The organism is Paraburkholderia sp. GAS333, assembly GCF_050435665.1.
Lineage (GTDB): Bacteria > Pseudomonadota > Gammaproteobacteria > Burkholderiales > Burkholderiaceae > Paraburkholderia > Paraburkholderia fungorum_A.
On the sequence record NZ_JBNDKS010000001.1, the window covers coordinates 1 to 22,173 of the forward strand.

The 22,173-nt window shown below is 61.5% G+C and carries 16 protein-coding genes; 14 read left to right on the top strand and 2 right to left on the bottom strand.

Going from position 1 to position 22,173, the window contains the following annotated elements:
* Positions 1–888 precede the first annotated feature (888 nt).
* Positions 889–2,085 (bottom strand): M20 aminoacylase family protein, encoded by a 1,197-nt coding sequence (locus ABH945_RS00005; RefSeq protein WP_429249372.1) that lies wholly within the window; start codon positions 2,083–2,085, stop codon positions 889–891.
* A 183-nt stretch (positions 2,086–2,268) separates the two neighbouring features.
* Between ABH945_RS00005 and ABH945_RS00010 the strand changes: the two genes are divergently transcribed.
* Complete coding sequence (locus ABH945_RS00010) at positions 2,269–4,347, top strand: molybdopterin-containing oxidoreductase family protein (RefSeq protein WP_429249373.1); 2,079 nt, start codon at positions 2,269–2,271, stop codon at positions 4,345–4,347.
* Positions 4,348–4,494: 147 nt separating this feature from the next.
* Positions 4,495–6,168, top strand: a complete 1,674-nt coding sequence (locus tag ABH945_RS00015; RefSeq protein WP_429249374.1) for a long-chain fatty acid--CoA ligase — start codon at positions 4,495–4,497, stop codon at positions 6,166–6,168.
* Between the two features lie 162 nt (positions 6,169–6,330).
* Here ABH945_RS00015 and ABH945_RS00020 read toward each other — a convergent pair whose 3' ends face one another.
* Positions 6,331–7,527, bottom strand: coding sequence for a porin (locus ABH945_RS00020; RefSeq protein WP_074765924.1), 1,197 nt, complete (start codon positions 7,525–7,527; stop codon positions 6,331–6,333).
* A gap of 304 nt (positions 7,528–7,831) precedes the next feature.
* On the opposite strand from ABH945_RS00020, the gene coq7 reads away from it, so the two are divergent.
* From coq7 to murC, 12 genes are all read left to right on the top strand, one after another.
* Positions 7,832–8,470 (top strand): 2-polyprenyl-3-methyl-6-methoxy-1,4-benzoquinone monooxygenase, encoded by a 639-nt coding sequence (gene coq7 / locus ABH945_RS00025; protein ID WP_074765921.1) that lies wholly within the window; start codon positions 7,832–7,834, stop codon positions 8,468–8,470.
* A gap of 466 nt (positions 8,471–8,936) precedes the next feature.
* Positions 8,937–9,365 (top strand): division/cell wall cluster transcriptional repressor MraZ, encoded by a 429-nt coding sequence (mraZ, locus tag ABH945_RS00030; protein WP_074765919.1) that lies wholly within the window; start codon positions 8,937–8,939, stop codon positions 9,363–9,365.
* A gap of 27 nt (positions 9,366–9,392) precedes the next feature.
* A complete protein-coding gene (gene rsmH / locus ABH945_RS00035) occupies positions 9,393–10,334 on the top strand; it encodes a 16S rRNA (cytosine(1402)-N(4))-methyltransferase RsmH (protein WP_074765917.1) in 942 nt (313 codons plus the stop codon).
* Complete coding sequence (ftsL, locus tag ABH945_RS00040; RefSeq protein WP_074765914.1) at positions 10,331–10,681, top strand: cell division protein FtsL; 351 nt, start codon at positions 10,331–10,333, stop codon at positions 10,679–10,681. The genes rsmH and ftsL overlap by 4 nt, the downstream gene beginning before the upstream one ends.
* The gene (locus ABH945_RS00045; protein WP_074765912.1) at positions 10,678–12,561 is read left to right on the top strand and encodes a peptidoglycan D,D-transpeptidase FtsI family protein; all 1,884 of its coding nucleotides are present in this window, start codon (positions 10,678–10,680) and stop codon (positions 12,559–12,561) included. Before ftsL ends, ABH945_RS00045 begins: the two co-directional genes overlap by 4 nt.
* Entirely contained in the window at positions 12,558–14,105 is a 1,548-nt protein-coding gene (locus ABH945_RS00050) for a UDP-N-acetylmuramoyl-L-alanyl-D-glutamate--2,6-diaminopimelate ligase (protein ID WP_429249375.1), read from the top strand. Before ABH945_RS00045 ends, ABH945_RS00050 begins: the two co-directional genes overlap by 4 nt.
* Positions 14,102–15,541, top strand: coding sequence for a UDP-N-acetylmuramoyl-tripeptide--D-alanyl-D-alanine ligase (locus tag ABH945_RS00055; protein ID WP_429249376.1), 1,440 nt, complete (start codon positions 14,102–14,104; stop codon positions 15,539–15,541). Before ABH945_RS00050 ends, ABH945_RS00055 begins: the two co-directional genes overlap by 4 nt.
* Positions 15,542–15,558: 17 nt before the next feature.
* Positions 15,559–16,728, top strand: a complete 1,170-nt coding sequence (mraY, locus tag ABH945_RS00060) for a phospho-N-acetylmuramoyl-pentapeptide-transferase (protein ID WP_074765907.1) — start codon at positions 15,559–15,561, stop codon at positions 16,726–16,728.
* A 22-nt stretch (positions 16,729–16,750) separates the two neighbouring features.
* The gene (gene murD / locus ABH945_RS00065) at positions 16,751–18,265 is read left to right on the top strand and encodes a UDP-N-acetylmuramoyl-L-alanine--D-glutamate ligase (protein ID WP_429249377.1); all 1,515 of its coding nucleotides are present in this window, start codon (positions 16,751–16,753) and stop codon (positions 18,263–18,265) included.
* Entirely contained in the window at positions 18,262–19,533 is a 1,272-nt protein-coding gene (gene ftsW / locus ABH945_RS00070; RefSeq protein WP_429249378.1) for a putative lipid II flippase FtsW, read from the top strand. The genes murD and ftsW overlap by 4 nt, the downstream gene beginning before the upstream one ends.
* A gap of 121 nt (positions 19,534–19,654) precedes the next feature.
* Positions 19,655–20,773 (top strand): undecaprenyldiphospho-muramoylpentapeptide beta-N-acetylglucosaminyltransferase, encoded by a 1,119-nt coding sequence (murG, locus tag ABH945_RS00075; RefSeq protein WP_429249379.1) that lies wholly within the window; start codon positions 19,655–19,657, stop codon positions 20,771–20,773.
* Positions 20,770–22,173, top strand: a complete 1,404-nt coding sequence (gene murC / locus ABH945_RS00080) for a UDP-N-acetylmuramate--L-alanine ligase (protein ID WP_074765899.1) — start codon at positions 20,770–20,772, stop codon at positions 22,171–22,173. Before murG ends, murC begins: the two co-directional genes overlap by 4 nt.

Sequence of the window (22,173 nt, forward strand, 5' to 3'; positions counted from 1 at the left end):
GACCGTGAAACGACTCCACGCCGATGATAGTGCGGATTGCCCGTGTGAAAGTAGGTAATCGTCAGGCTCCCCAGCAGCATCAGAAACCCCACCCCACAAAGGTGGGGTTTCTGCGTTTACCAGCACCGATTCAGCATCCTGAAAGCGTCGGGGAATGCATCTCACAGGCTGCAGAGGAATCCCGGCCATGGCAGGGGACTGCCATAGTAGCCATGTCCTGACACGTGCGGCCGGCCCATCGAAAGCAGTCCTCTGCCTTGTTCCGTCCCAGAAGCCGCTGCGGCTTATTACCTAGCATCGTCTTCCGGAATAGCGTGATAAACGCGCCTGAACTTTGATAAACGTTGTTCAGCGGTTATGTCCGAAACTGGCATCGAGCGCTAATGTGGCTGTCGCTTCGGCAAGACGAAGCCCTGGCCAAACGCCGAAGCTCCACTCCGTCTCCCCGCGTAGATACTCACCAGAGCATTCGCGTGTTGATGCCCATCCGCTCGCCTCAACACTTGATCGTGTCCGCATCCTGAGATACGAAAGTGGTGGGGCACAGGTAGAGCGCAGTCGTCGGTCTTGCGTCAGTGCAATGCACCGGGGGGCAAACGCTGCAAGCAAAAAAAACGCTAGCAATAAGCGCGGCTAAATTCCTGACGGCTCTCGGCATCTTGCATCGAGCACCCTATCCAGGCGCACATGCCAACGCGCTAGTCGACGTAGTTATCTGGCAGTCTGTTAGCGCTGTGGTCTGGCACGGAACCTCAAAAAACCTAGACGCAGTTGCCAATCCCTCAGCGCTAACAATCAGCGCTTCTCTCCTGATCCGCTAGATGACTGCGCACCGCCAGCCACCCGGTCGTGTCCCCGTCCCTAGCCTTAACACCTTACAACGAGGGCTTATCTCCCCTCGCCAAGAAAGCGCTGCGCCAACCGTACCCAATACGTCGAACCAATCGGCAGCAATTCGTCGTTGAAGTCGTAGCTTGCGTTATGCAGCATGCACGGACCCGCGCCATGTCCCGAATCTCTATGGCCACCGTCGCCATTGCCTAAAAACGCATAGCAGCCAGGCTTTGCCAGCAGCATGAACGAAAAATCTTCGGCGCCCATTGTCGGTTCCACCGCGTCGTCGACATTTTCGGCGCCCACGATCTCCTTCATTACCGTCGCCGCAAAGCGAGCCTCTTTGCTACTGTTAATCGTCGGCGGATAGTTTCTGTGGAAACGGACATTGACCGAGCAGTCGTAAGCGTCGGCGGTGCTCTCCGCGATCTTGCGCATACGTGTTTCGATAAGATCGAGCGTTTCGGTGGTAAATGTCCGTACCGTGCCCGCAATCCATGCGTCGTTCGGGACGACGTTCAACGCGTCGCCCGCGTGAATCTGGGTGATCGACAACACTGCGGTATCGAGCGGCTTTTTATTCCGCGTGATGATGCCCTGTAACCCGTTGGCAATCTGCACAGCGGTGAAAACCGGATCGCGGCCGTTATGAGGTAGTGCTGCGTGTGATCCTATGCCTTTGATTTCAATGCGAAATTCATTGCTCGACGCCATGATCGGACCTTCGGTCACACCAAAGTGTCCAGCGGGCATACCGGGCCAATTGTGGATACCGAACACCGCATCAACCGGAAATTTCACAAACAGGCCATCGTCGATCATGGCCTGAGCGCCGGCGCCTCCTTCCTCGGCCGGCTGGAAAATGAACACGATCGTGCCGTCGAATTCGCCATGTTTAACCAGATGCCGAGCCGCTCCGAGGAGCATGGCCGTATGGCCATCGTGGCCGCACGCGTGCATCTTGCCGTCATTTTTCGACCGATGTTCGAAACTGTTCAGCTCCTGGATCGGCAGCGCATCCATGTCGGCGCGAAGACCGATTGAGCGCGAACTATTACCACGTTTCAGCACGCCGACAACGCCCGTTTTGCCCAATCCGCGGTGAGTTTCAATACCCCACGACTCAAGGGTTTTAGCAACCAGGTCGGACGTCGCCGTTTCTTCGTAGCGCAACTCCGGGTGAGCGTGGATCGTTCGTCGAAGGGTCTGAATTTCGCCGTGAGCGGCTTGAATTTCGGGAATCAGTTTCATGATGGAGTGATTGATGCGCTGGTGCTTTGACTTGCGAGGGATCGCTCGGGGTCACATTGACCCGGGCACGTGATAATCGATTCTACGCCGAAGGCCTTTTTGGCGGCACCGTCCAGGCCGAACCCCAATGGACGTAAAATCCCGCATTGCTCCACCGCTTCTCGCTCCTGCTGATCCATACCCATGAATGCTCCGACTGAATTCGCGCGTGCTGTGTGCCCGCACGATTGTCCTGATACCTGCGCGATGCGTGTGACCGTCGAGAATGGGCGCGCGATCAAGGTCGCCGGCGATCCCGATCATCCGCCGACGCAAGGTGCGTTGTGTACCAAAGTTACGCGCTATCCCGAGCGTGTGTACCATCCGAACCGGCTGACTACGCCGATGAAGCGGGTCGGCAAAAAGGGTGAGGGCCGCTTCGAGCCGATCAGTTGGGATGAGGCATTGGAACTGGCGGCAACGCGTCTATCGGAGATCGCGAGCCGCGCGCCGGAAGCGATCCTGCCGTACAGCTACGCCGGCACGATGGGTCTCGTGCAAGGTGACAGCATCGCGCAACGGTTTTTTCACAAGCTCGGCGCGTCGCAACTGGACCGCACGATCTGCGCTGCGGCGGGTGCTGCGGGCCTGAAGTACACCTACGGCGCGAGCGTCGGCATGCTCACCGAGTTTTTTGCCGAGAGCGAAGTGATTTTGATCTGGGGATCGAATCCGATCGCGTCGAATCTTCATTTCTGGACGCGCGCGCAGGAAGCCAAACGTCGCGGCGCGCGTCTGATCGCAATCGACCCGTATCGCTCGTTGACCGCTGAAAAATGCCACCAGCATATTGCGCCGAAACCCGGCACGGACGGCGCTTTAGCGTTGGGCATGATCAATGTGCTGATCAATGAGGATCTGCTGGATCACGCGTACATTGCCGACCACACGTTGGGCTTCGACGAATTGAAGGAGCGTGCGCTGAGCTATTCGCCGTCGCGTGTTAGTGAAATTTGCGGTGTCGAAGAGCAGGAAATCATCGAGCTTGCACGACTTTACGGCAGCACAAAAAAAGCCGCGATTCGCATGAACTACGGTCTGCAACGGGTTCGCGGCGGCGGCAATGCCGTGCGCGCAATCGCCTGTTTGCCGTCGCTTACCGGCGCATGGCGGGAACGGGCGGGCGGGGCGCTGCTGTCGTCGGGCGGCTGGGCTCCGGTCGACTCACATGCACTTCAGCGGCCGGATCTGATGCCCGGTTGGCCCACCAAGCTCAGCCGCGTCATCAATATGAATGCAATTGGCGACGCGTTGCTGCATCCCGGCGACGCGGCGTTCGGCCCCAAGGTCGAAGCGATCGTCGTCTACAACTCGAATCCCGTCGCCGTCGCGCCGGATTCGGAGCGGGTCGCGGCAGGCTTCGCGCGCGACGATCTCTTCACGATCGTCCTCGAACATTTCCAGACCGATACCGCCGACTACGCCGACCTGCTGCTCCCCGCGACGACGCAACTCGAACACCTCGACGTGCACAAATCATACGGACACACGCACGTGATGCTCAACCAGCCGGCCATCGCCCCCGCTGCCGACGTGCGTGCGAATACCGAGATTTTCCGCGGCCTTGCGCGTCAGATGGGACTCGACGAACCCGCGCTGTTCGAAACGGACGAAGCCGTCGCGCAGGCCGCATTCCGCTGGGAAGACAAAACGCTCGAAGGCGCTGACTGGGACACGCTAAAGAACACGGGTTGGATCCAGCTGAACCTGCCCGACGCACCGTTCGCGGAGGGCGGCTTCAGAACGCCGTCGGGGAAGTGTGAGTTCTACAGCGAGCGCCTCGCGCAGCAGGGCCTCGACCCGCTGCCGGACTATCTGCCGCCGTACGAATCCGCAGACGGCGCGCCCGAACTCGCCGCCCGCTATCCGCTCGCGATGATTTCGCCGCCCGCCCGCAATTTCCTGAACAGCACGTTCGTGAATATCGAGAGCCTGCGTTCGACGGAAGGCGAGCCGCACCTCGATATTCATCCGGCCGACGCGCATTCACGCGAGATCGTCGACGGAAACCAGGTGCGCATTTTCAATGATCGTGGTTCGATGCAGGCGCGCGCTCGCGTCACCGATAAAGCACGTGAAGGGCTCGTTGTCGGGCTGTCGATCTGGTGGAAGAAACTTGCGCCGGACGGCCGCAACGCCAATCAGGTGACGAGTCAGGCGCTGACTGACCTCGGCGGATCGGCGACTTTCTACGACTGCCTCGTCGAAGTCGAACGCGTTTGAAAAGACGGAAAAAATCCCTGCAGCGCTCGTCCGGGGCCGGTTCGAGGCTGCAGTCTAACCAAGCTGCTTTTCGCGAATAGCAATGAGGTGCCCATGCTACGATGCGTTTTTAGCACGACCATTCGAAAATAAATCAGGAGACGCTGCATGGACAAAATCTGGCTGAAATCTTATCCGCCCGGCGTTCCCGCAGAAATCGACACGAATCGCTATTCCTCGGTTGCCGAACTGCTCGAGGAAGCTTTCCGCGAGCATCGCGCGAAACCGGCGTTCGTCTGCATGGGTAAGGAAATCAGCTACGGTGAACTCGACACGTTGTCGCAGAAGCTCGGAGCCTGGTTCCAGTCAAAGGGAATCGCCCGCGGCGCGCGCATCGCGATCATGATGCCGAACGTGCTGCAATATCCGGTGGCGATCGCCGCGATCCTGCGCGCGGGTTATGTGGTGGTGAACGTGAACCCGCTGTACACGCCGCGCGAGCTTGAACATCAGCTCAAGGACAGTGGCGCGGAAGCGATCATCCTGCTCGAAAACTTCGCGGTGACGTTGCAGCAGATTGTGCGCAACACGTCGGTCAAACATATCGTAGTCGCGGCGATGGGCGACCTGATGGGCGTCAAGGGCGCGCTCGTGAACTTCGTCGTGCGCAAGGTGAAGAAAATGGTGCCGGCGTGGAGCCTGCCGGGTCACGTGCCGTTCAACACCGCGATTGCCGAGGGCGCGCGCCAGAGTTTCAAGCCGGTCCAGCAAGGTCCGGACGACGTCGCGTTTCTCCAGTACACGGGCGGCACAACCGGCGTGGCGAAAGGCGCGACGCTGTTGCATCGGAACCTGATCGCGAACGTGTTGCAGTCTGAAGTCTGGCTCAATCCGGTTCGCGCGAATCGTCCTGACATCGATCAGTTCATCACCGTGGTCGCGTTGCCGCTGTATCACGTGTTTGCGCTAACCGTGTGCGGGCTGCTGACCATGCGTACCGGCGGCCTCGGCGTGCTGATTCCGAATCCGCGTGACATTCCCGGCACGATCAAGGCGCTCGAGGGTTATGCGATCACCACCTTCCCGGCCGTGAACACGCTGTACAACGCGTTTCTGAATAGCCCGGACTTCCACAAGCTCAACTTCTCGAAGCTGCTCGCCGCGAACGGCGGCGGCATGGCTGTGCAGGAAGCGGTGGCCAAACGCTGGTTCGAACAGACGCATACGCCGATCATCGAAGGCTACGGTCTGTCGGAAACGTCGCCGTGCGTGACCTGCAATCCGGCCACGGTCACCGAATACAGCGGGACGATTGGCTTGCCGCTGCCGTCCACCGAAATTTCGATCCGCGACGACGAAGGCAACGAAGTACCGCTCGGCCAGCCTGGCGAGATTTGCATTCGCGGACCGCAAGTGATGGCGGGCTACTGGAAGCGACCCGACGAAACCGCCAAGGTGATGACGCCGGACGGCTTCTTCAAATCCGGTGATGTCGGCCTGATGAATGAAAGCGGCTACGTGAAAATCGTCGACCGGAAGAAGGACATGATTCTGGTGTCCGGCTTCAACGTTTATCCGAATGAAATCGAGGACGTGGTCGCGAAGTTGCCGGGCGTGTTTGAAGTTGCCGCGGTGGGCGTGCCGGATCAGCACTCGGGCGAAGCGGTGAAGATCTTCGTTGTGAAGAAAGATCAGGCGCTGACCGACGCCGATATCCTCGCTTACTGTAAGACGCAACTGACCGGCTATAAACGACCGAAAATCGTCGAATTTCGCACGGAGCTGCCGAAGAGCAATGTCGGCAAGATTTTGCGCCGCGAACTGCGTGACGGACGCGTGTAAGCAGTAGCCATAAAGAGAAGCAGAAGGCCCCGGCAAACGGAAGTTTGCCGGGGCCTTCTGCTTTATTGAATGCGCTGAGCCAAATGAAGAGGTGGAGCACCGATAGACGAAAAAAAAGGCGCCCGAAGGCGCCTTTGAGACAAACTGCTTTTTTACGACTTATTAGAACTTGTGACGGATACCAACGCGCGCCGTGAACTGATTGTTCGTCGACGAATTGGACAGACCGTTGATCGCTGCGTGTGCTTCGACAACCTGACCTGCTGCGTTCAGCGTGTCGCCAACAGCGTGCTGATACACGCCGGTGATGTACACGTCGGTACGCTTGGACAGGAAGTAGTCCACGCCCACTGCGCCCTGGTGGTACTGAGCGCGGGAGTTGCCTTCGATTTGCGTGCCGCGCGTGTAGTCATACGCTGCGCCGACCAGCAATGCCGGGGTCAACTGATACTTGAAGTTGATTTCGCCGTTGTTGAACGTAGCCGTCTGGCCCGCGAACGGCGATGCGTACGACGCACCCAGGTTGCCGAAGCGAACGTTCGAGTACGTTGCACCGATCGTTGCTGCGCCCAGCGTGTAAGCGCCACCTGCGCCAACGACCTGGTACGTGTTCGCCGACGCGAAGCCCGTGTAGATCGCCGACGTCACAGCGTAGCTGGCAGCGGCCGTGCCCGTAGCCGGCGTGTTCGTTGCGATCGAGCCGCCGTTGTTGAACAGGCCGCCCGAAGCTGCCGGCGTGCGTGCGTTCAAGTAACCGACGCCCAATGCCAGGGGGCCGTTGTTGTAGCCAGCACCCAACGACCAGATCTGGTTGCTCGTGAAGTCACCAGCCTTGCCGCCGAAGCTATACGTGCCGCCGAACGTCAGGCCGCCGTAGTTGCTGCTCGTGTACTTGACCGTGTTGTTCGTGCGGTATGCGTTGTTGAAGTTGTCGAGGTCGCCCGGGTGAGCTGCAATGTAGCCGCCCCACTGATCACCTACCTCAAACGGACCGACGTAGTCGACGACGGAGTCGTACTGACGACCCAACGTGACCGTACCAGCCTGGCTCGACAGACCGACGTAAGCCTGACGGCCGAACATCAGACCACCTTGACCGAGCTTGCCGTTCGTGACGTCAAAGCCGTTTTCCAACACGAAGATTGCCTTCAGACCGCCGCCCAGATCTTCCGTACCGCGCAGGCCGAAACGCGAACCCTGCAGCACGCCGCTGGACATGTCGTACTTGTGATAGCCACCTGCGTTGGTATTCATGTTGATACCAACATCAATAATGCCGTACAGGGTCACGCTGCTCTGAGCATGTGCGACGCCCGCGAATGCGCCCAGTGCTGCGAGAGCGAGAAGCGACTTTTTCATCGAATGATCTCCAAGGATTACGAATCTTTTATACAAGGCGAATATTTTGTGTGGCTCTAGGGGCCTTGCTATTCCAACTTCGCGAGAAGTTGCACGTAATGTAACAAAAGGCATACATGGCACAAAGAAAAAGGAGATGGCCTGGAAGGCTCCTGTTTCGTTTACGCAACATGGTCTAAAATCTTGAATTAGCTGCCGATTTCATGCGAAATAGAGGTTCTCGCGAAGCCGGTTTTGCGTCGCAAAGCCTTGTCGCGCGGACCTGCCGGTTCGGCGAGGCAGTTGTTGAATCAGGGAGTGCTTAATGTTTCTGGACGAGTTGATTAGCGAGTTTGATCGGGGTTTACGCTCAATGACCGGCGTGTCGCGAATGAGTCGACCGTTGCCGGTTCCGCAAGAATCGGCGGCAACGGCGGAGGCGCCCGAATTGTCGCCAGCCGAGCGCGCGCATTCCGCAGGTTTGATGCGGGTGAATCATGTCGGCGAGGTTTGCGCACAGGCGCTTTATCAGGCTCAGAAACTCGCCACGAAATCTCCTTCGCTGCGCGCCGTTTTCAATCACGCCGCCATTGAAGAAGAAGATCACCTCGCGTGGACCGCGAAACGCCTCGAAGCGCTCGACTCGCGTCCCAGTCTGCTGAACCCGCTCTGGTATTCCGGCGCGTTGGCCATTGGTCTCGCTGCAGGGCGTTTGGGCGACCGTGTCAGCCTCGGTTTCATGGCTGAAACAGAGCGTCAGGTGGAGCAGCATCTCGACAGTCATCTGGACGAGTTGCCGGCCGCCGACCACGAGTCGCGCGCCATCGTCCAGCAAATGCGGACGGACGAAGCGGAGCACGGCAAAGCCGCGATCGACGCGGGCGGTATCGAACTGCCGTTTCCGGCGCGCGCGTTGATGCGTGCTGTATCGAAAGTGATGACGAAAACCGCCTATTACATATAGCGTTTAACCCGCTCGTTCTTATCTATTCTCAAGTGGGACGGCGCCGCGCGCGTCGTCCTCTCAATGCCCCTCAAATACCCTCAAGCATTTCCTAAATCCGCTTAACGATCTCTTTCATTCCGCGCTGTTCCCCCGCACTTTTCACGTATCACCTTCACAAGTTGCACTAGCTCATTCATTTATAACGGTTTTCCGTTTTATGCATGATGTGAAGGAGTCGCGCTAAGTCCTTGTTCTAACAAACAAAATCCTCTCGAAAAGCGCCGGTCTCCCTTGACCCCTGTTTAGCGTTACTCTAAAGTGGGAGACAGTGTGAGAAAGTGTATTTTTGTGTGATCTCACAAGCAGTTTCGGGTAGATTTTCACGAATCGGGCAGCCGGCGCAAAACGTGCCGCGAGCAACCAGATGCATGGGGAGCGGAGCAGGCGCTAAAAGCGCCGAATCCGGTCGACAGGGGAGAGCGAAGTGTTCCAAGGGGCGTCGGCGCTGACGCTCGATGCGAAAGGGCGGATGTCGATCCCTTCTCGCTATCGGGATGCGCTGCAAACACAGGCAGAGGGCCGGGTGACGATCACCAAGCACCCGGACGGCTGCCTGTTGCTCTTTCCGCGCCCGGAGTGGGAAATCTTTCGCGACAAAGTCGACAAGCTGCCCATGAACGCGGCCTGGTGGAAACGCATTTTTCTCGGTAATGCAATGGATGTAGATATGGACGGCGCAGGCCGCGTGCTGGTGTCGCCGGAGTTGCGCATGGCTGGTGGGTTGGAAAAAGAAGTGAACCTGCTCGGAATGGGCCGTCACTTCGAGTTATGGGACGCACAAACTTACGCCGCGAAGGAACAGGCGGCGATCGCCGAGGGCATGCCCGAAGCGCTGAAGAATTTCACGTTCTGATCGCGGCATACATATATGGCACCTGCGATGGGAAACGAATTGCAGCATCGCACGGTGCTGCTGGATGAAGCGGTCGACGCGCTGGTTAATCGCGCGGACGGCGTTTATGTGGACGGTACGTTCGGGCGCGGTGGTCACAGCCGCCTGGTGCTGGAGAAGCTCGGTGAATCGGCGCGTCTGATCGCGTTCGACAAAGACCCGCTCGCCATCGCCACGGCGCAGCAGATCGCCGATCCGCGCTTCGAGATCGTGCACGAGAGTTTTGCTTCACTGCGCTCGGCAATCGACGAGCGCGGAGTTGGGCGGGTGTCGGGCGTGTTACTGGATCTGGGCATTTCGTCGCCGCAAATCGACGATCCGGAGCGGGGTTTCAGCTTCCGCGCCGACGGCCCGCTCGACATGCGGATGGACCCGACGCGCGGCGAGTCTGCCGCTGACTGGCTGGCGCGGGCCACGGTGCAGGAACTGACGGAGGTGATACGAGATTATGGGGAAGAACGGTTTGCTTTTCAGATTGCAAAGGCGCTTGTTGCTCGCCGGGCAGAGTCCGACCGTCTTGGGCCTCTCGTCAGCACGGGCGAGCTTGCCCAAATCGTGGCTAACGTCGTCAAAACCCGTGAGAAGGGCAAGGATCCGGCAACCCGCACCTTTCAGGCTATACGGATTCACATCAATCAAGAGCTTGCGGAGCTGCAAGTCGTTTTAGAAGCAGCGTTGTCGCTGTTGGAGCAAGGGGGGCGGCTGGTGGTCATCAGCTTTCATTCGCTCGAAGACCGGATCGTCAAACGATTCCTGCAGGCGCACGCCAGTACGCCTGCAATCGATCGTCGTCTGCCGATTCGCGCCGTCGACCTGCCGAGCCCTCCGCTCAAAATCATCGGCCGCGTGTTCGCGAGCGACGCTGAAGTCGCCGCGAATCCGCGCGCCCGTTCTGCCGTGATGCGTGTGGCGGAGCGAATCGCGCCATGAATCGCCTCAACATCTTCCTGCTGATTATCGTGATGGGTTGTGCTTTGTCGGTCGTTAACGCGACCAATCAGCAGCGGCAGATATTTATCCAGTTGCAGCGCGCTCAATCGCAGGAGCGCCAGCTGCAGCAGGACTATTCCCAGCTTCAATATCAGCAGAGCGCGCTGTCGAAAACCTCGCGTATCGAGCAACTCGCCACCGACTCGCTGAAGATGCAATCGGTCACCACCGGCCGCACCCAATACCTGACGCTCGACCCGGGCGCCGTGAAGGCTGAAGATGCGCCGATCCCCACGTCCGCTCCGGCGTCGGCACCGGCAGCGAAAGGTCGCGGAGGCGTGCGATGAAAAAATCGTCGGCTCGCAAGAGCGTGGCTTTTTCGGCCAATCCGATCCTGTCGGTGCGTCTGCCGATGTGGCGCTCCAAGCTCGTCGTGTTCCTGCTGTTCATGGCGTTCCTCGCGCTGGCTGGTCGCGCGTTCTGGATTCAGGGGCCGGGCAACGCGTTCTATCAGAAGCAGGGCGAAATCCGCTATCAGCGCCGGCTTGAATTGCCGGCCACGCGCGGCAAGATTCTCGACCGCAACGGTCTCGTGCTCGCCACGAGTCTGCCGGTGCGCGCCATCTGGGCGATTCCCGAATCGGTGCCGGACGACCTCGGCGCAGACAAGCTGAATTCGCTTGGGCAATTGCTCGGCATGAGCAACAAGGAACTGCGCACGAAGCTGTCCGAAGATAAAAACTTCGTCTACGTGAAGCGCCAGGTTCCGGTCGACGTCGCCGAGAAAGTGGCCGCGCTCGACATCCCCGGCATTTATGCGCGCGACGAGTACAAGCGCTTCTACCCGGAAGGCGAGATCACGGCTCACCTGATCGGCTTCACTAACGTCGAAGACGAGGGCCAGGAGGGCGTCGAACTGGGCGACCAGAAGCTGCTCGCCGGTATGTCGGGCAGCCGCCGCGTGATCAAGGACCGCATGGGCCACATCATCGAAGATGTGGACGAACAGGTCGTGCCGCATAACGGCCAGGACGTCGATCTGTCTATCGACAGCAAGATCCAGTACATCGCCTACACGAACCTGAAAGCCGCCGTCGAGAAGTTCAAGGCGAAGGCCGGGGCGGCGATGGTGATCGACGTGCGTACCGGTGAAGTGCTGGCGCTCGTCAATTACCCGACCTACAACCCGAACGACCGCTCGCACCTGACCGGCGACCAGTTGCGCAACCGCATCCTGACCGACACGTTCGAGCCCGGCTCGATCATGAAGCCGTTCACGGTTTCGCTCGCGCTCGATCTGCACCGCGTCACGCCGACTACACTGGTAGATACGGGGGGCGGCCGCTTCGTGCTCGACGGTGCACCGATTACCGACGACAGCGGCTTCGGCGTGCTGACGGTGGGCGGCGTGATCCAGAAGTCGAGCAACATCGGCGCGACGAAGATCGCGATGCAGCTCAAGCCCGAAGAGATGTGGAACATGTACACCAGCATCGGTCTCGGTCAGGCGCCGAAGGTCGGGTTCCCCGGCGCGGCGGCGGGCCGCTTGCGTCCGTGGAGAAGCTGGCGCCGGATCGAGCAGGCGACCATGTCGTATGGCTATGGTCTGTCGGTGTCGCTGTTCCAGCTGGGCCGCGCGTACACCGCGATCGCGCACGACGGCGAGATCATGCCGGTGTCGATTTTCCGCACGCCAGGCGATCAACCGGCTACCGGTCCGCAAATTTTCGCGCCGACTACCGCGCGAGAAGTGCGCGCGATGCTCGAAACCGTGGTCGCGCCTGGCGGCACGTCGCCGGATGCGGCCGTGCCGGGTTATCGCGTCGGCGGCAAGAGCGGTACGGCTTATAAACACGGCGCTCACGGGTACGACCACTCCAAATACCGCGCTTCGTTCGTCGGCATGGCGCCGATGCCGAATCCGCGCATCGTCGTGGCCGTGTCGGTCGATGAACCGACGGCGGGTAGCCACTTCGGCGGTCAGGTGTCGGGTCCGGTGTTCTCCAGCATCGTCGGCGATACGCTGCGTTCGCTTAACGTGCCGCCCGATATGCCGGTCAAGCAGATGGTCGTGTCGGACGATTCGGCAAACGCTGCGCCAGGCGGCGCCGGCAATTCAGCCACGCCGTCCACGCCGACTGCCGCAAAGAAACTTTCCACCAGCGCCAGCGCGAAGAAGTTGACGATTTCCGCCGACGCCAGGAATCACCCCGGAGTGGTGCGATGAGCGCGCTGCGCAAGCAACATCCCGCGCACCGGCAGATCGCCGACGCCCTCACCTGGCTGCACGCTCGCGTGCAGCCAGGTGCGCATCTGCACGCCGACACCCGCTCGCTCGCAGTAGGCGACGTGTTTTTCGCCTACGCGGTAGATGGCGCGGATAACCGCGCGTTTATCGACGGCGCGCTTGAACGTGGCGCGGCGGCGGTGCTGGTTCAGCCCGAGGGCTTCAACGGTGCAATCGATCCGTCGAACACGCTCGCCGTGCCGGCGTTGAACGAACTCGCCGGCTCGATTGCGAGCGGCTGGTACGACGATCCGAGCGACAGCATGTTGACGGTCGGCGTCACCGGCACGAACGGCAAGACCTCGTGCAGCCAGTGGATTTCGGCAGCGCTGACCGCGCTGGGCAAGCGTTGCGCGATCATCGGCACGCTCGGCACCGGCTTGCCCGGTCAACTCGTGCACACCGGTTTCACGACGCCCGACGCGCCGCAACTGCAACGCAGTCTCGCTCAATTGCGCGACGCGGGTGCTCAGGCGGTGGCAATGGAAGTGTCGTCGCACGCGTTGCATCAGGGGCGCGTGAACGGCACCGCGTTCGACATCGCCGTGTTCACGAATCTCACGCAGGATCACCTCGACTACCACGGTACGTTCGACGCGTATGAAGCGGCCAAAGCGCGTCTGTTCGCGTGGCCGGAACTGCGCGCAGCCGTGATCAATCGCGACGATGCCGCCGGGCGCCGTCTGCTGGAAAGCACGCAAGGCCACGCGCGCACGATCGCTTACGGCCTTGATGCAACGCTGCAGGACGCGCCGCAAGCCGACGCGTTGCTGCTCGCGTCGAAGGTGCGGGCAACGGCCACGGGCACCGCGTTTCATCTGAGCACATCGGATTGGGGCGACGCGGACGTCGAAGTGCAAACGCTCGGCGCGTTCAACGTCAGCAATCTGCTCGGCGTGCTCGGCGCATTGCTCGCCGCCGACGTGCCGTTCCAGGCCGCACTCGCCGAGCTGGCGAAGCTCGAATCGGTGAACGGCCGCATGCAACGTCTCGGTGGCCGTCTGCAGAACGACGAGCCGCTGGTTGTAATCGATTACGCCCACACACCCGATGCGCTGGAAAAGACGCTCGAAGCACTGCGCCCGATGGCGGAAGCACGCGGCGGCGAACTCATCTGCATGTTCGGTTGCGGGGGCGATCGCGACGCGACCAAGCGTCCGTTGATGGGCGCGATTGTCGAAAAGCTTGCGGACGGCGTGGTCGTCACGAGCGACAACCCGCGCAGCGAAGATCCGCAATCGATCATCGAGCAGATCGCGGGCGGCATGAAAGACGTGTCGAAGGCGCGTCGTATCGAAGACCGCGCGAGCGCGATTCTGCAGGCCATTCGCAGCGCCGCGCGCGAGGACGTCATCGTGCTGGCCGGCAAGGGGCACGAAGCAACACAGGAAATCATGGGCAAGAAACGCGCTTTCTCCGATCAGGATCACGCCCGCCTCGCGCTCGCCGCACGCGCGACGCACACACGCGGAGGTGGCGAATGAGCATGTTCACGCTGCGTGATGCCGCCGCACTGATTCCCGGCGCAACCGTGACCGGCGACGACAGCATTGCGTTCGATCGCGTGTCGACCGACAGCCGCAGTGCGGGTCCCGGCGATCTGTTCGTCGCGATCAAGGGCGATCGTTTCGACGCGCACGACTTTCTGCCGGAAGTCGCGGCGCGCAATGTCGCTGCTGCAATCGTCACGCGTACGCCGGAAGGCTGGAACGTGCCCGCGATTCGCGTGAACGACACGCGCGTCGGATTGGGCGCGCTGGCTCGCGGCTGGCGTCGTCGGTTCAGCATGCCGCTCGTCGCCGTGACGGGCAGCAATGGCAAGACCACGGTTAAGGAAATGATCGCGTCGATCTTTGCCGCCGCGGTCGGTGCGGAAGCGCGTCTTGCAACCGCAGGCAATTTCAACAACGACATTGGCTTGCCGCTCACGCTGTTCCGTCTGCACGCTGCGCACCAGTTGGCCGTGGTCGAACTCGGCATGAACCATCCCGGCGAAACCTCGTTGCTCGCGAAAATCGCCGAGCCGACGGTGGCCGTGGTGAACAACGCGCAGCGCGAGCATCAGGAATTCATGGCGACCGTCGAAGCGGTCGCGCTCGAACATGCGAGCGTGATTCATGCACTGACGCCGGAAGGCATCGCCGTATTTCCCGCCGACGATGCGTACGCGAGCATCTGGCGCGTGGCGGCAACAGGCAATCGCATCATCGACTTCGCACTCAATCCCCCAAGGGGACTTGCTTCGCAGCGTAACGACGGCCGCACGACAGAAGCCGCAGTCACCGGCACGTTCGACGGCAACCAGCTCGCCATCGACACGCCCGAAGGCCACGTCGACGTCACGCTGCAAGTGCTCGGAGACCACAACGCGCACAACGCGCTGGCCGCGACATCGGCGGCATTGGCAGCCGGCGTGTCGCTCGACGCGATCAAACGCGGTCTCGAATCGTTCGGTGCAGTCAAAGGCCGCTTGCAGGTGAAGCAGGCCGTGCTCGGCACGCTCGCTGGCGCGACCGTGATCGACGACACCTACAACGCCAATCCCGACTCGATGCGCGCCGCAATCGACGTGCTCGCGTCGCGCACGTCACCGCGCGTGCTGGTAATGGGCGACATGGGCGAAGTCGGCGACAACGGTCCCGTATTCCACCGCGAAATTGGCGCCTACGCCAAGGAGCGCGGTATCGACGCGCTGTACGCGCTGGGCGACGCATCCCGCGACGCCTGCACCGCTTACGGCGCGGGCGCGCATCACGTGGCCGACGTTGGCACGCTGATCGCGCAATTGCAGCAGGCCGGTTTCGGTGCTGCTGCAACGCTTCTCGTGAAAGGCTCGCGCTTCATGCAAATGGAGCGCGTGGTGGACGCCGTAACGAGTCCACAACCCAACGCAGCGGGCTCGACGCCCGCCGCACATTGAAATAGAAGGACCGAAGCATGCTACTGGCGCTGGCGCAATGGCTGCAGAATGACGCAAGCTTCTTGCGCGTGTTCAGTTATCTGACATTCCGCGCAGTGATGGCGACCATCACTGCGCTGCTGATCGGGCTCGTCTGCGGCCCGGCGGTGATTCGCAAGCTGGCCGCGATGAAGGTCGGCCAGGCAGTCCGTAAAGATGGACCGCAAACTCACCTCGTCAAGTCGGGCACTCCGACCATGGGCGGTGTGCTGATTCTGCTCGGCATCGCCGTGGCGACGCTGTTGTGGGCCGACCTGACCAATCGCTTTATCTGGATCGTGATGCTCGTCACGTTCGGCTTCGGCGTGATCGGCTGGGTCGACGATTACCGCAAGGTGGTCTACAAGGACCCGCGTGGCATGTCCTCGCGCGAGAAGTATTTCTGGCAGTCGGTGATCGGCCTGTTCGCTGCGGTGTATCTCGCGTTCAGCGTGTCCGAAGCGACCAACGTGCGCGTGTTCGACCTGTTCATGGCGTGGGTGAAGAGCGGTTTGTCGATGAGTCTGCCCGCGCGCGCCGACCTGATGCTGCCGTTCGTCAAGTCGATCAGCTATCCGCTCGGCGTGTGGGGCTTCATCGTGCTGACGTATCTGGTGATCGTCGGCGCGAGCAACGCAGTCAACCTCACCGATGGCCTCGACGGTCTCGTGATCATGCCGGTCGTGCTGGTCGGCGCGTCGCTCGGCGTGTTCGCGTACGTGATGGGCAGCTCGGTCTATTCGAAATACCTGCTGTTCCCGCATATCGCGGGCGCCGGCGAATTGCTGATTTTCTGTTCGGCGATGGGCGGGGCAGGGCTCGCGTTCCTGTGGTTCAACACGCACCCGGCGCAGATGTTCATGGGCGACGTCGGCGCGCTCGCACTCGGCGGCGCGCTCGGCACAGTCGCGGTGATCGTGCGTCAGGAAATCGTGCTGTTCATCATGGGCGGCATTTTTGTCGCCGAGACGTTGTCGGTGATGTTGCAGGTCACCTGGTTCAAGTTCACCAAGCGCCGTTTCGGCGAAGGGCGGCGTCTCTTCAAGATGGCGCCGCTGCATCACCATTTCGAATTGTCGGGCTGGAAGGAAACGCAGGTGGTCGTGCGTTTCTGGATCATCACGTTGATGTTGTGTCTGTTCGGTTTGTCCACGCTCAAGTTGCGTTAAACGGGTAATAGGAAAGCAAGCGATGTTCGGCGAGAAGTTTCGGGATCGGCAAAAGCCGATGGTGCTCGTGCTGGGACTGGGTGAATCCGGTCTCGCGATGGCGCGCTGGTGCGCGCGGCACGGCTGTCGGCTGCGTGTGGCCGATACGCGCGAGGTGCCGCCGAATCTGCCCGCGCTCGAAGCGCACGGCGTCGCAGCCGATTTCGTCGGCGGACCGTTTTCGCCGGTGCTGCTCGAAGGCGTCGAACTCGTGGCGATCAGCCCGGGTTTGTCGCCGCTTGCCGCCGATTTACTGCCGTTGATTACGGCAGCGCGCGAGCAGGGCATTCCGGTGTGGGGCGAACTCGAACTGTTTTCGCAGGCATTGAAGACGCTCGGCGAAAGCGGCTACGCGCCGAAGGTGATCGCGATTACCGGCACCAACGGCAAGACCACGACGACGAGCCTGACCGGCCTGCTGTGCGAACGCGCCGGGAAGAAGGTGGCGGTAGCGGGCAATATCAGCCCGTCGCTGCTCGACAAGCTCACCGAAGCCATCGATCAGACCGCACTGCCGGACGTTTGGGTGCTCGAACTGTCGAGCTTCCAGCTTGAAACCGCACACACGTTTGCACCGGATGCAGCCGTGGTGCTGAACATCACGCAAGATCACCTCGACTGGCACGGCGGGCTCGATGCATATGCGGCCGCGAAGGGTCGCATCTTCGGTACACAGACCGTGCGTGTGCTGAATCGCGACGACTCGCGGGTCATGTCGCTGGCCAACTCGGCGGATGCGGAAGCGGAAGTCATCACGTTCGGCGTCACCGAGCCGAAGAACGACGGCGATTACGGCTTGCTGCGCGATAACGGCATGGTGTGGCTCGTCGAAGCGCACGATCGTGACGCGAGCGACGAACCTGCGCCGAAACGTCGCCGGAAGAATGAAGTGGTGAGCGCGCCGGACATCGCGTTCAAGCGCCTGATGCCGGCGGACGCGCTGCGCATTCGCGGCCTGCACAACGCGGCAAACGCGCTGGCCGCGTATGCGCTGGCCCGCGCAGTTGGTTTGCCCGGCGCACCGTTGTTGCACGGCTTGCGTGAATACCATGGCGAGCCGCATCGCGTGGAATTGATCGCGTCGATCGAAGGCGTCGATTACGTGGACGACAGCAAGGGCACCAATGTCGGCGCCACGGTCGCCGCGCTCGACGGCCTCGCGCAACGCGTGGTGCTGATCGTCGGCGGCGAAGGCAAGGGCCAGGATTTCGACCCGCTCGCCGCGCCGGTAACACGCTGGTGCCGCGCCGTGATGTTGATCGGCCGCGACGCGCCATTGATTCGCGCGGCGCTGGAACATAGTGGCATCGCGATGACCGATCACGCGACGCTCGAAGAAGCGACGCGCGCAGCGACCGCATTGGCTGAACCGGGCGACGCCGTGCTGCTGTCGCCGGCTTGCGCCAGCTTCGACATGTTCAAAAATTATGAGCACCGTGCGGCCGTATTCCGCAGCACGGTCGAAGATATCGCGGCCGAACGGGGGACGATGATATGAGCTGGTCGGAACGTTTCGGTTCGCGCGAGGCAACCGCAGGCGAGGCGGGCGGCGGCGCGCGCGTCTCGAGTGGCCGCACGGGCGGCAGCGGGCTGGCGAGCGCGGTCAACGGCGTGCGTCCGTTGCGCTCGCGGATGCTCGACTACGATCACTCGCTGCTGTGGGTGGTCGTCGCGCTGCTCGGCCTCGGCGTCGTGATGGTGTATTCGGCGTCGATTGCGATGCCCGATTCGCCGAAGTACTCGTCGTATCGCGATTGGGCGTTCCTCGTGCGCCAGATCATTTTTGTGACCATGGGCGCGGTGGTCGGCGTCGTGTCGTTCCGGATTCCGATTTCGACGTGGGACAAGTACGCGCCCAAGCTGTTCCTGATCTCGCTCGTCGCGCTCGTGATCGTGCTGATCCCGCACATCGGCAAGGGCGTGAACGGCGCGCGTCGGTGGATTCCGCTCGGCATCACGAACATGCAGCCGTCGGAAATCATGAAGCTCGCCGTGACGATCTACGCGGCGAACTACACGGTGCGCAAGCAGGAATACATGCACAGCTTCGCCAAAGGCTTTCTGCCGATGGCGTTTGCCGTCGGCGTGGTCGGCGCGTTGCTGCTGCTTGAACCTGACATGGGCGCGTTCATGGTGATCGCAGCGATTGCGATGGGCGTGCTGTTCCTCGGCGGCGTGAACGGCAAGCTGTTCGGCGGGCTGGTGGCCACCGCAGTGGGCACGTTCAGCTTGCTGGTGTGGGCATCGCCGTGGCGTCGCGAGCGGATCTTCGCTTACCTCGATCCGTGGGACGACCGTTACGCGCAAGGCAAGGCCTATCAATTGACGCACTCGCTGATCGCATTCGGCCGCGGCGAGTGGTTCGGCGTGGGTCTCGGCGGCAGCGTCGAGAAGCTCAACTATCTGCCGGAAGCGCATACCGACTTCATCCTCGCGGTGATCGGCGAGGAACTCGGTTTTGTCGGCGTGCTGGTCGTGATCCTGATGTTTTACTGGATCGTGCGCCGTTCGTTCGAAATCGGCCGTCAGGCGCTCGCACTCGATCGCACGTTTGCGGGTCTGGTGGCGAAGGGCGTCGGCATCTGGTTCGGCGCGCAGACCTTCATCAACATGGGCGTGAACCTCGGTTTGCTGCCGACCAAAGGTCTCACGTTGCCGCTGGTGAGTTACGGCGGCTCGGGCATTTTGCTGAACTGCGTCGCGGTGGCGGTATTGATGCGCGTGGATTATGAAAATCGTGTGCTGATGCGTGGGGGGAAGGTATGACCCCCACGCAGCGGTACACGATTTCGGCGAAGGCTAACTTCGTGCGCAACGCGCACGAAGTTAAGCGCAGCGGCCGAAGCCAAAACCGATTTTTCTTTCTGCTGATGTGCGGAGGCAAGGTATGACCGCTGTGCCGCAACGCACGCTGATGGTGATGGCTGGAGGCACCGGGGGACATGTGTTCCCGGGGCTCGCGGTCGCTCATCTGATGCAGGCGTGGGGCTGGAAGGTCGTCTGGCTCGGCAACCCTGCCGGTATGGAAGCCGCGCTGGTGCCGAAGCACGGCATTCCGATGGAGTACGTGCGTTTCGGCGGACTGCGCGGCAAGGGCATGAAGACCAAGCTGATGCTGCCGCTGAATCTGCTGCGCGCGTGCACGCAGAGCCTGTCCGTATTGCGTCGCGTGAAGCCGGATGTGGTGCTTGGCATGGGCGGCTACATCACGTTCCCGGCGGGTTTGATGACTGCGTTGAGCGGCCGTCCGCTGGTGCTGCATGAGCAGAATTCGATTGCAGGTCTCGCGAACAAGGTGCTCGCGAAAGTCGCGAAGCGCGTGCTGGTCGCGTTCCCGAATGCATTGCCGCACGGTGAATGGACCGGCAATCCGATTCGTGAGGAACTTGCGCGCGCGATTGCACCCAAAGCACGCTACGCGCAACGCAACGGTCCGCTAAATGTGCTCGTCGTGGGCGGCAGTCTCGGTGCGGCGGCGTTGAACGAAGTGGTGCCGCGTGCGGTCGCCATGCTCGCGCCGAACGAACGTCCGCGCATCGTGCATCAGGCGGGCGCGAAGCATATTGAAGCGCTGCGCGAGAACTACGCGGCAGCCGGTTTGCAAACGGGCGCGGATGTTGAACTCGTGCCTTTCATCGACGACATGACGAGCGCGTACGCGAAGGCCGATCTGGTGATCTGCCGCTCGGGCGCGATGACGGTGTCGGAGATTTCGGCGGTGGGCGTGGCAGCGTTTTTCGTGCCGTTCCCGTATGCAGTAGACGATCATCAAACAACCAATGCAGCGTTCCTCGCCGACAACGGCGCGGCGCTGGTCGTGCAGCAACGTGACCTGTCGGCGGAAAAACTCGCTGACTGGTTGCGCAGCCAGACGCGGGAAACTCTCGCGGAGATGGCGGAGCGTTCGCGCTCGCTCGCGAAACCCGACGCCACGGAACAGGTGGCGCAGATTTGCGCCACCGTGGCGGGTTCGATTTCGGGCGCGAGCCCAGAAGGAAAGCAATGAAACACATCGTCAAACATATTCATTTTGTCGGCATCGGCGGTGTCGGCATGAGCGGCATCGCGGAGGTGCTGGTCAATCTCGGCTATCAGGTGAGCGGCTCGGATCTGTCGAGCAACGCAATCACCGACCGTCTCGCGAAACTCGGCGCGCGGATCGCGATCGGTCACGCGGCGGAGAACATCGAAGGCGCGAACGCAGTGGTCGTTTCCACGGCAGTGCGCAGCGACAACCCGGAAGTGCTGGCCGCGCGTCATCGCCGGATTCCGATCGTGCCGCGCGCAGTGATGCTCGCGGAATTGATGCGCCTGAAGCAGGGCATCGCGATTGCCGGTACGCACGGCAAGACCACGACCACCTCGCTGGTGGCGAGCGTGCTGGCGGCGGGCGGCCTCGATCCGACGTTCGTGATCGGCGGCCGGTTGATCAGCGCGGGTGCGAATGCGCGGCTGGGCACGGGCGATTTCATCGTCGCTGAAGCGGACGAATCGGACGCGTCATTCCTGAACCTGTTCCCGGTGATCGAAGTCATCACGAACATCGACGCCGATCACATGGACACCTACGGCCACGACTTCGCGCGGCTCAAGCAGGCGTTCATCGAATTCACGCATCGTTTGCCGTTTTACGGCATCGCGGTGCTGTGCGTCGACGATCCGAATGTGAAGGAAATCCTGCCGTTCGTGTCGAAGCCGATCATCCGCTACGGTCTGGCAGCGGACGCGCAGGTGCGCGCGGTCAACGTGAAAGCGCAGGACGGCAAGATGCACTTCACCGCGCTGCGCGAAGACGCGGCGCCGCTCGACATCGTGTTGAACCTGCCGGGCGAGCACAACGTGCAGAACGCGCTGGCGGCCATCGCGATTGCGACTGAACTTGAAGTGAAAGATGCCGATATCCAGCGAGCGCTGGCGGATTTCAACGGTGTTGGCCGACGCTTCCAGCGTTACGGCGAAGTGCCGGTCGCGGCCGAAGGCAAAGCGACGGGCGCCTACACGCTGGTCGACGACTACGGTCATCACCCGGTCGAAATGGCGGCGACGGTCGCGGCGGCGCGCGGTGCATTCCCGGGGCGTCGTCTGGTGCTGGCGTTCCAGCCGCACCGCTTTACGCGCACGCGTGACTGCTTCGAAGATTTCGTGAAAGTGCTGTCGACCGTCGACGCGCTCGTGCTGACGGAAGTCTATTCGGCCGGCGAAGCGCCGATCGTCGCCGCTGACGGCCGCGCGTTGGCGCGCGCGCTGCGGGTGGCGGGCAAGGTCGAGCCGGTATTTGTCGATACGGTGGATGAAGTGCCGGACGCGCTCGCAGCAGTGGTGCGCGACGGCGATGTGGTGATTACGATGGGCGCGGGTTCGATCGGCGGCGTGCCGGGTCGCCTCGCGCAGGAAACCAAGGTGTGA

Bases quoted from the DNA above. Each gene is read 5' to 3' on its own strand.
- ABH945_RS00005 (WP_429249372.1), bottom strand. From the start codon at position 2,085: ATGAAACTGATTCCCGAAATTCAAGCCGCTCACGGCGAAATTCAGACC.
- ABH945_RS00010 (WP_429249373.1), top strand. From the start codon at position 2,269: ATGAATGCTCCGACTGAATTCGCGCGTGCTGTGTGCCCGCACGATTGT.
- ABH945_RS00015 (WP_429249374.1), top strand. From the start codon at position 4,495: ATGGACAAAATCTGGCTGAAATCTTATCCGCCCGGCGTTCCCGCAGAA.
- ABH945_RS00020 (WP_074765924.1), bottom strand. From the start codon at position 7,527: ATGAAAAAGTCGCTTCTCGCTCTCGCAGCACTGGGCGCATTCGCGGGC.
- coq7 (WP_074765921.1), top strand. From the start codon at position 7,832: ATGTTTCTGGACGAGTTGATTAGCGAGTTTGATCGGGGTTTACGCTCA.
- rsmH (WP_074765917.1), top strand. From the start codon at position 9,393: ATGGGAAACGAATTGCAGCATCGCACGGTGCTGCTGGATGAAGCGGTC.
- ftsL (WP_074765914.1), top strand. From the start codon at position 10,331: ATGAATCGCCTCAACATCTTCCTGCTGATTATCGTGATGGGTTGTGCT.
- ABH945_RS00045 (WP_074765912.1), top strand. From the start codon at position 10,678: ATGAAAAAATCGTCGGCTCGCAAGAGCGTGGCTTTTTCGGCCAATCCG.
- ABH945_RS00050 (WP_429249375.1), top strand. From the start codon at position 12,558: ATGAGCGCGCTGCGCAAGCAACATCCCGCGCACCGGCAGATCGCCGAC.
- ABH945_RS00055 (WP_429249376.1), top strand. From the start codon at position 14,102: ATGAGCATGTTCACGCTGCGTGATGCCGCCGCACTGATTCCCGGCGCA.
- mraY (WP_074765907.1), top strand. From the start codon at position 15,559: ATGCTACTGGCGCTGGCGCAATGGCTGCAGAATGACGCAAGCTTCTTG.
- murD (WP_429249377.1), top strand. From the start codon at position 16,751: ATGTTCGGCGAGAAGTTTCGGGATCGGCAAAAGCCGATGGTGCTCGTG.
- ftsW (WP_429249378.1), top strand. From the start codon at position 18,262: ATGAGCTGGTCGGAACGTTTCGGTTCGCGCGAGGCAACCGCAGGCGAG.
- murG (WP_429249379.1), top strand. From the start codon at position 19,655: ATGACCGCTGTGCCGCAACGCACGCTGATGGTGATGGCTGGAGGCACC.
- murC (WP_074765899.1), top strand. From the start codon at position 20,770: ATGAAACACATCGTCAAACATATTCATTTTGTCGGCATCGGCGGTGTC.